At 61.0% G+C, this 8,012-nt stretch carries 7 protein-coding genes; 1 reads left to right on the top strand and 6 read right to left on the bottom strand.

Going from position 1 to position 8,012, the window contains the following annotated elements; all coding sequences use genetic code 11:
• From DBR24_RS23820 to DBR24_RS23795, 6 genes are all read right to left on the bottom strand, one after another.
• Positions 1-896 (bottom strand): DNA topoisomerase IB (locus DBR24_RS23820; protein ID WP_146189107.1); only part of this gene is annotated, 896 nt, incomplete at its 3' end.
• Between the two features lie 70 nt (positions 897-966).
• The gene (modC, locus tag DBR24_RS23815) at positions 967-2,046 is read right to left on the bottom strand and encodes a molybdenum ABC transporter ATP-binding protein (protein ID WP_128615966.1); all 1,080 of its coding nucleotides are present in this window, start codon (positions 2,044-2,046) and stop codon (positions 967-969) included.
• Between the two features lie 3 nt (positions 2,047-2,049).
• On the bottom strand, positions 2,050-2,730 hold the full coding sequence (gene modB, locus DBR24_RS23810) for a molybdate ABC transporter permease subunit (RefSeq protein ID WP_128615965.1): 681 nt from the start codon (positions 2,728-2,730) through the stop codon (positions 2,050-2,052).
• Complete coding sequence (modA, locus tag DBR24_RS23805; RefSeq protein WP_128615964.1) at positions 2,731-3,498, bottom strand: molybdate ABC transporter substrate-binding protein; 768 nt, start codon at positions 3,496-3,498, stop codon at positions 2,731-2,733. It lies immediately after the preceding gene.
• Positions 3,499-3,667: 169 nt separating this feature from the next.
• Positions 3,668-4,732 (bottom strand): nitronate monooxygenase family protein, encoded by a 1,065-nt coding sequence (locus DBR24_RS23800; RefSeq protein WP_128615963.1) that lies wholly within the window; start codon positions 4,730-4,732, stop codon positions 3,668-3,670.
• A gap of 108 nt (positions 4,733-4,840) precedes the next feature.
• Positions 4,841-7,282, bottom strand: coding sequence for an autotransporter (locus DBR24_RS23795; protein ID WP_128615962.1), 2,442 nt, complete (start codon positions 7,280-7,282; stop codon positions 4,841-4,843).
• A gap of 188 nt (positions 7,283-7,470) precedes the next feature.
• Between DBR24_RS23795 and DBR24_RS33445 the strand changes: the two genes are divergently transcribed.
• Positions 7,471-8,012, top strand: a 542-nt coding sequence (locus tag DBR24_RS33445) for an alcohol dehydrogenase catalytic domain-containing protein (RefSeq protein ID WP_256591771.1), incomplete at its 3' end; no start/stop codon positions are given.

The raw sequence follows: 8,012 nt of genomic DNA, 5'->3' as shown, positions 1-8,012 counted from the left end.
ATATAGCACTTGCGGCACACCGCTGGCGTATTGCCCAGCTGTTTGGCGACGCCCTTGACCATCTCGACGACGTGGCGTTTGGCTTCGGTCTCCGATTCGTGAGTCAGCTCACGCAACACCGCCAATGCCAGGGCGCTGCCGGCCCAAGTGCGGTAGTCCTTGGCGGTAAAGTCGGCGCCGGTCAGGGTTTGCAGATACGCATTGACGTCGGAAGAGCTGACCGTGTGGCGGTCACCGTTTTCATCCAGATACTGAAACAGGTTCTGCCCGGGGATTTCCAGGCAGCGCTTGATGATTCGCGCCAGACGGCGATCCTTGACGGTGATTTGATGTTCGATCCCGCTCTTGCCGCGAAACTGGAACAGGATCGCACTGCCGTTGACCTCGACATGTCGGCTGCGCAAGGTCGTCAGGCCGTAGGAACGGTTATCCCGCGCATATTGCGTGTTGCCGACACGAATCAGCGTGGCATCGAGCAGGGTGATCACCGTGGCCATGACTTTGTCGCGACTGAAACCGGGCGCGGCCAGCAGCGCTTCCAGCTGTTTGCGCAATTTCGGCAGCGCCAGGCCAAATTCGCGCAGGCGTGAATACTTGTCGGCATCGCGCACTTCGCGCCAGCGCGCGTGATAGCGGTATTGTTTGCGGCCACGGGCATCGCGCCCAGTGGCTTGCAGGTGGCCACGCGGGTCGACGCAGATCCACACGTCGATATAGGCCGGCGGCACCGCGAGGGCGTTGATGCGTTTGATTTCGTCCGGGTCAGTGATGCGCTGGCCGGAGGGTTCGAAGTAGCTGAACTTGCCGCGCAGTTTCTTGCGCGTGATACCGGGCTGGGTGTCATCGACATAGTGCAGGTCTGGGGGCAGTGCGTCGGTCAGCACGGTGTCGGGCATGGCGGCTTTCTTGGGGGCGTCGTGGTCTGTAAACGATTGACCGCACGCTGTAGCCGTCGTGCCGAATGATTTACGCCAGCACTGCGACCGCCTTGATCTGCGCCCAGAGATGCTGGCCCGGATGCACGCCGAGTTGATCCCGCGAGAAGCGCGTGATACGCGCCACCAAGGGCGTGCCGCCGGCATCGAGACGAATCAGGACATGGGCAGCGTTGTCCGCTGCCAGTTCACTGACCACGGTGACCGGCAGACGATTGAGGATGCTGCTGAACTCGGTGTTCTGCAGGGTGAGACTGATGTCTCGCGCGTGTACCTTGCACCGTAAGGCCTGACCCAATGCCATCGGCGCGTGGGTGACGCGAATGTGCAAATGGGTGGCCGGCAATTGCAGGCTCAGCAACTGATAATCGGCGTCGTAGGCGCTGACCTGGCCCTCGATGATCACTCCGGCGTCGTCGCCCATTGCCATCGGTAAATCCAGACGGGCGAGGGTTTCGCCGATCGGGCCACTGGCCAGGGCCTTGCCGTCGCTGAGCAGCACGAGGTGATCGGCCAGTCGCGCCACTTCGTCTTGCGCGTGGCTGACGTACAGCAGTGGAATGTCCAGCTCGTCATGCAGACGCTGCAGGTAAGGCAGAATTTCGCGTTTGCGCTGGCTGTCGAGAGCGGCCAGGGGCTCGTCCATCAACAACAACTTCGGGCTGGTCAGCAGGGCTCGGGCAATGCCCACTCGTTGACGTTCGCCACCAGAGAGGTGCTGCGGATGGCGCTCGAGCAGATGACCGATACCCAGGAGTTCAGTGGCCTGCGCGAGATCCACCCGACGCTGGGCCTTGGCGATGCGCTTGAGGCCGAATTGCAGATTGCCCAGCACCGACAGGTGCGCGAACAGGCTGGCCTCTTGAAACACGTAGCCGACTGCGCGTTTGTGTGGCGGGACGAAAGTGCCATGGTCGCTGTCCTGCCAGACTTCACCGTTGATGCGGATAAATGCCTGTTCGGCACGTTCCAGCCCGGCAATGCAGCGCAGGCAGGTGGTTTTGCCGGAGCCGGAATGACCGTACAACGCGGTGACGCCACGGCCCGGCAAGTGCAGGTCAACGTCCAGGCTGAAGCCGGAATAGCCGATTTTCAAACGTGCATCAATCATCGGTCAGCTCCAGCCCGCACGGGTTTTGCGGCTGGTGTACAGCGCCAGCAACACCAGAAAGGAAAACACCAGCATCGCCCCGGCCAACCAGTGAGCCTGGGCGTATTCCATGGCTTCGACGTGGTCGTAAATCTGCACGGACACCACGCGGGTCTTGTCGGGAATGTTGCCGCCAATCATCAGCACCACACCGAATTCACCGACGGTATGGGCGAATCCGAGGATCGCTGCCGTGATAAAACCCGGACGCGCCAGGGGCAGCATCACGCTGAAAAAAGTGTCCCAAGGATTGGCGCGCAAAGTCGCGGCCACTTCCAGAGCACGGGTGCCGATCGCCGAAAAGGCGTTCTGTAGCGGTTGCACCACAAACGGCATGGAGTAGATCACCGAGCCGATCACCAGCCCGGTAAAACTGAAGGTCAGCGTGCCGAGTCCCAGCCATTGGGTGAATTGGCCGAGAAAGCCGTGCGGCCCCATCATCAGCAACAGATAGAAACCGATGACGGTCGGCGGCAGCACGAGGGGCAGGGCGACAATCGCCCCGATCGGGCCGCGCAACCACGAACGGGTACGCGACAGCCACAGGGCGATTGGTGTGCCGACCAGCAATAGAATCACGGTGGTCAGGGACGCCAGTTTCAGGGTCAGCCAGATCGCCGCAAAATCGGCACTCGTCAGCGCCATTTAGAGTTGATAACCGTAAGACTTGATCACCGCAGCGGCTTTTGGGCCCTTGAGGTATTCAACCAAGGCTTTGGCGGCGGCGCTGTCCTTGCCTTTGTTGAGGATGACCGCGTCCTGTTTGATCGGGTCGTGCAGGCTGGCCGGAACGATCCAAGCCGAGCCGCTGCTGACTTTACCGTCCTTGTAGATCTGCGAGAGAGCAACGAAGCCCAGTTCGGCGTTGCCGGTGGAGACGAATTGATACGCCTGGGTGATGTTCTGGCCTTCAACGATCTTGCCTTTGGTGGCCTCGGTCAGTTTCAGCTTCTCCAGCACCTGCGTGGCGGCGAGCCCGTAAGGTGCGGCTTTCGGGTTGGCGATGGACAGATGCTGGTACTCGTTTTTCTTCAGCACATCGCCTTTGGCATCGACGTAGCCTTCTTTGGCCGACCACAGCGCCAGGGTGCCGATGGCGTAGGTGAATCGCGAGCCCTTGACGCTATCGCCTTCTTTTTCGAGTTTTTCCGCAGTGGTGTCGTCCGCCGAGAGGAACACTTCGAACGGCGCGCCGTTTTTGATCTGGGTATAGAACTGGCCAGTGGCGCCGTAAGCGGCGACCAGTTTGTGCCCGGTGTCTTTTTCGAAATCGGCGGCAATCGCCTGGATCGGCGCGGTGAAGTTGGCAGCTACAGCCACTTGCACTTCATCAGCCTGGACAGTGCCAATGGCGAACACCGCGAGCAGGGAAACCAGGCAGGAAGGGGCAAAACGGGAGGCACAAATGGTCATGTAACAGCTCCGTGGTTGGCGTGGGCACAGGGCAGCTATTGTTGGAGGTGGACTGCGCCGATGCGAGGGGTGAGATCGCTATATAGCGAAATATATAGCGAAATGCCGGCAAACGGAAAGTGTTGCTTGAAACCAGTGTGAGGGCTTCGATTCCTCACGCGGTCCGGACTCAACGCTGTTGCAGTTTTGCCAAAGCACCGTCGGCCAACTGTCGCGTCAATTCGGCACTGCTGACGTCTCTGCCCAACGTAAAGGCCTGACCCGCCCAGAGGTTGGCGAACTCAGCCTCATGCTTCGCCCGCAACGGCATCAACGCACCCCCCGCCAGCGGAAATGCGGGAGCCATCGGCGACATCGGGCCCAGCTCGCGCATGGCACGGTTCAGAATGCCCCGGGCCGGACGGCCGGTGAAAATATTGGTGATCGCGGTTTCGCTTTCCTTGGCCGTGCGCAGCGCCTGGTGATGAGCAGCGCTGACTTTCGCTTCCGGGGTGAACAGGTACGCAGTACCCACCTGCGCCGCCGACGCGCCGAGCATGAGCGCTGCCGCTACACCGCGAGCGTCGGCAATGGCGCCCGCAGCGATCACAGGAATGTTCACCGCATCGACCACCTGCGGTACCAGGGCAAATGTGCCGACCTGACTGCTCAAGTCCTCACTCAGAAACATCCCGCGATGGCCGCCAGCTTCGTAACCCATGGCAATGATCGCATCGCAACCGTTCTGCTCCAGCCACACGGCTTCCTCGACGGTGGTGGCCGAGGAGAGAATTTTCGCTCCGGTGGCCTTGACCCGATCCATCAGGGATTTTTCCGGCAGACCGAAGTGAAAGCTCACCACCGACGGTCGAAACTCCTCCAGTACTTCGCAGGCTGCGGCATCGAAGGGCGCGCGATTGGACACCGGCGTCGGTGCGTCGAAATCCACGCCCAGTTCGCGATAGTAAGGTTCCAGCAGGTTCTTCCAGTCGCGGGCGCGTTGTTCATCCGGCGCCGGTGGCTGATGGCAGAAGAAGTTCACGTTGAAAGGTTTGTCAGTGTTTGCACGAATGGTTTTCAGCTCGTCACGCAACTGCTCGATGCTGAGCATCGCCGCCGGCATCGAACCCAGCCCCCCGGCGTTACACACGGCGATCACCATGGACGAATTCGTGGCACCGGCCATCGGGCCCTGAATGATCGGTACTTCAATACCGAGAAGGTCAAGCAGGCGGTTATCTGGCCATTGGCTCATGACAGCGGTTCTCCGAACGACAAAACGGGCAGGGATGGCAGGCTCGTTTTTTAACAGCAAAGCCGTCTACACAGCCAGTTCGAAATACTGAATATGCCGTGCAGTTTTTCAGCGTCGGTGTAATCCGCCGCCGCCGCCAAACGAACGATTCATGTTTTGCGAGGAGTTATGAAAGTTGTTGGTGCGCTGGTTGCCGACATTGCGCGCAGCGGATTCGCGATTGAGGTTCTGCAGTTGTGCATTGTTGTTTACCGGCGTCGGCCGTGTACCGCCGCCCACCATCGACTGCCAGCCATTATCGGTTTTCTTGTAGACGTTACCGTCATGCCCCGCATAAACGTTGTCGCCGACATGGGCCACACCACTGTTGCGTCCGCGAACCGCGCCATATTGAGTGGTGTTGCCGGAGTTGGGGTTGTACACCGCACCACGGTTGGCGGTGACTTGCGTGCCGTTGCGCGCATTGCCGACAGTGACCCGTTCGCCGGCAATGGCGCCGCCGTTCGGCCCGGTCGCCACGCCGCTGCGTCCGGCTGCATAGTTGCCGTTATAGACGTTATGCACGGCGCCCCGTTGACCCGCCGCTGCGACGCCGGTGCGTGAGTTATACGAAGCACCTACCTGACCCGCCCAGCGATTGCCGGTCCAGGCGTTGTAGCCCGCACCGTAGCGGCTGACGGTCGCTCGATCACCCCACTGACGGTAAATGTTGCCCGTGGTTCCGGCCCAGCCGCCGGGCCCCCAGGCTAGCGCGCCGCCACGATAACCGTAGGCGGCGCCACCCCAGGCCAGCGGCGCTGGATACAGGTGCGGGCCCCAGGCGTAACCCCAGCCGTAATTGCCCCACCACGGATAGGCGCCCCAGCCCCAGCCCATTGCCACGGTGCTGCCGCCCCAGCTCCAGCCGAAACCGAAGCCGAACGTCCAGCCGGTCCAGGGTGTGTAGCGAATGGCGACGCCGAAACCGTAAGTCACCGGCGGCCCGTACCAGACACTGCCGACCCACGGCGTGTACGGATAACCGGTGCCATAAACCACGACGCCGGTCGCCGGGTCCAGATTCGATCCCTGATACCCCGGCGTGTAACCGACCACCACGGTATCGCCGCTGGACTCATAGACCTTGACGTAGGTGAGGTAGTGCATGGGCGAACTCGGCGGGATCGAATAGATCACCGCCGGTACGGAACTGGCCACGGTCCACGGCCCGTTCAAGGACGTCGAGGTGAACCAGATTCCGTTCTCCACCGCAAACCAGCTGTCGTTGTCGACGCGCATGATCGGTGTCGCACTGTTGACCACATACTGCAGCGGTGTGCTGTTGATGGCTTTGAGTTGCGGCTCGCCATCGAACTGCGGCGCTGTCATGTGCACCGCGTTTTTCTTGATCGCCGAGGTCTGGGGAATGGTCGCGGCAATCGCCGCTTCCTTGGCCTGTGGCGTGCCGGCGACGGAGGCCTTGACGTTCTCTTTCGGGCTGTCGTCGGGGATGTTTGCGAAGTCGGCGGGCAATTTGTCGGCCGGGGTAAATGTCCACGGCCCCTTCATGTCGCTGGCGCGAAACCAGCGCCCGGAGATCAGCACGTAACTGTTCTGGTCACCGATTTCCTTGAAGATATGCCCGGTGGTGTTGCTCACATAAAGCAGGCTTGTGCCTTGGATGGGCAGCCATTGTGGCGCGCCGTCGGTCACCAGCAGTTCGGTGGGCGTGGTGGCGATGAAGATCTTCGGCTGCGGCGGTTTGGCCAGACTCGGCACCTTGTCTTTGGGATCACTTTGTCCCGTCAACAGATCGACCTGCCGACTCTTGATCGCCGCCAGTCGGGCTTTTTCCAGATCGGCAGGTGGTGCGGCCAGGCGCATGTACTCGCCGCTCAACTGGTCGGCAACCATCCAGCCATCGAATACATGCAGGTAATGTTTGCCCTGGGCATCGTTCAGCAGCAGCGGCCGAGTGTTGAGCACCCGTTGCAGCGCAGTGCCGTCCACCGCTCGATAGGCGGCCTCGCCATCAATATAGACAAGCAGAGCGGGGACGTCGGACGTGACGATGGCTGGCGGCGTATTTTCCAGTGGCGCGCTGTCGGCTTTCTGCTCGGCCGACAGCACGCCTACGGCGGCTTCGAGCTGATCCAGCGAAATGGTCTTCTTGCGGTTTTCGGCGTCCTTTTGCAATGCCGCGACCCAGATGTCGGCCTGGCGGGCATCGGCCGGGAAGTCGGCCTTGATCAGCTTGTACTGATCGAGCGCCACCCAGCGGGTCGCTTTGTCGACCAGTGTATGCGCGCTGAACTGGACGATGCCGTAGGTGGACTTGCCGTCGCCACCTGTGGCTTCGACCGCTGCGCGGGCATTGAGGGTATAGCCATCCCAGCTGTCGAGTTGCGGCTGGTACACGGTCAGTTTCGCCTTGCCGCTGGTGATGACTTGCGGCCATGTTGGCGCGTCCGGCGCTGCGTCAGCGGTTGTTGTCGCGGGGGCTGCCAAAGCATTGCCGAAGGTCAGCAGCCACAGCATCAGCATCACAAGAAACGAGCGCGGATAAGGCATTGTCAGCTCCATCGACAGGGCGATTTCCAAAGGAATCATCGCGAAAGCACAACCGTCGAAAAAGCATAGTCGCCCGTGATGCAAATACCCGGTCGATTTGCGGACAAGCAGAAAGTCGAGTGTGGCAATGTATTGCGATGTGGTATTTCAAGGCACGCAATCCTTAAACCCGTTCGCGAGAGGTCGCCATGTTCAACGCCATTCTGATCGACAAAGACGACCGCGGTTATCGCGCCAGCGTGCAAGCGATCAACGAGGACCAGTTACCCGAAGGCGATGTCACCGTACGTGTCGCCTACAGCACACTCAACTTCAAGGATGGCCTGGCGATTACCGGCAGCAGTCCGGTGGTGCGCAAATTTCCGATGGTGCCGGGGATCGATCTGGCCGGTACGGTTGAGGCCAGTGCTCACGCCGATTACAAGGTCGGCGATGCAGTGTTGCTCAACGGCTGGGGCGTCGGTGAAAGTCATTGGGGCGGTCTTGCGCAAAAAGCCCGGTTGCAGGGTGACTGGCTGATTCCGTTGCCCAAGGCTTTTACCCCGGCACAGGCGATGGCCATTGGCACCGCTGGCTACACGGCGATGCTGTGCATCCTCGCGCTGGAGCGCAATGGCGTCACGCCCGATCAGGGCGAGATTCTGGTGACGGGCGCCAATGGCGGTGTGGGCAGTTTTGCCATCGCTCTGCTCAGCAAACTCGGCTACCGGGTGGTGGCATCCACCGGTCG

The organism is Pseudomonas sp. HMWF006 (assembly GCF_003061205.1).
Lineage (GTDB): Bacteria > Pseudomonadota > Gammaproteobacteria > Pseudomonadales > Pseudomonadaceae > Aquipseudomonas > Aquipseudomonas monsensis.
Note: the sequence above shows the minus strand (reverse complement) of the source record. Positions and strands in the feature narration are given on the sequence as shown.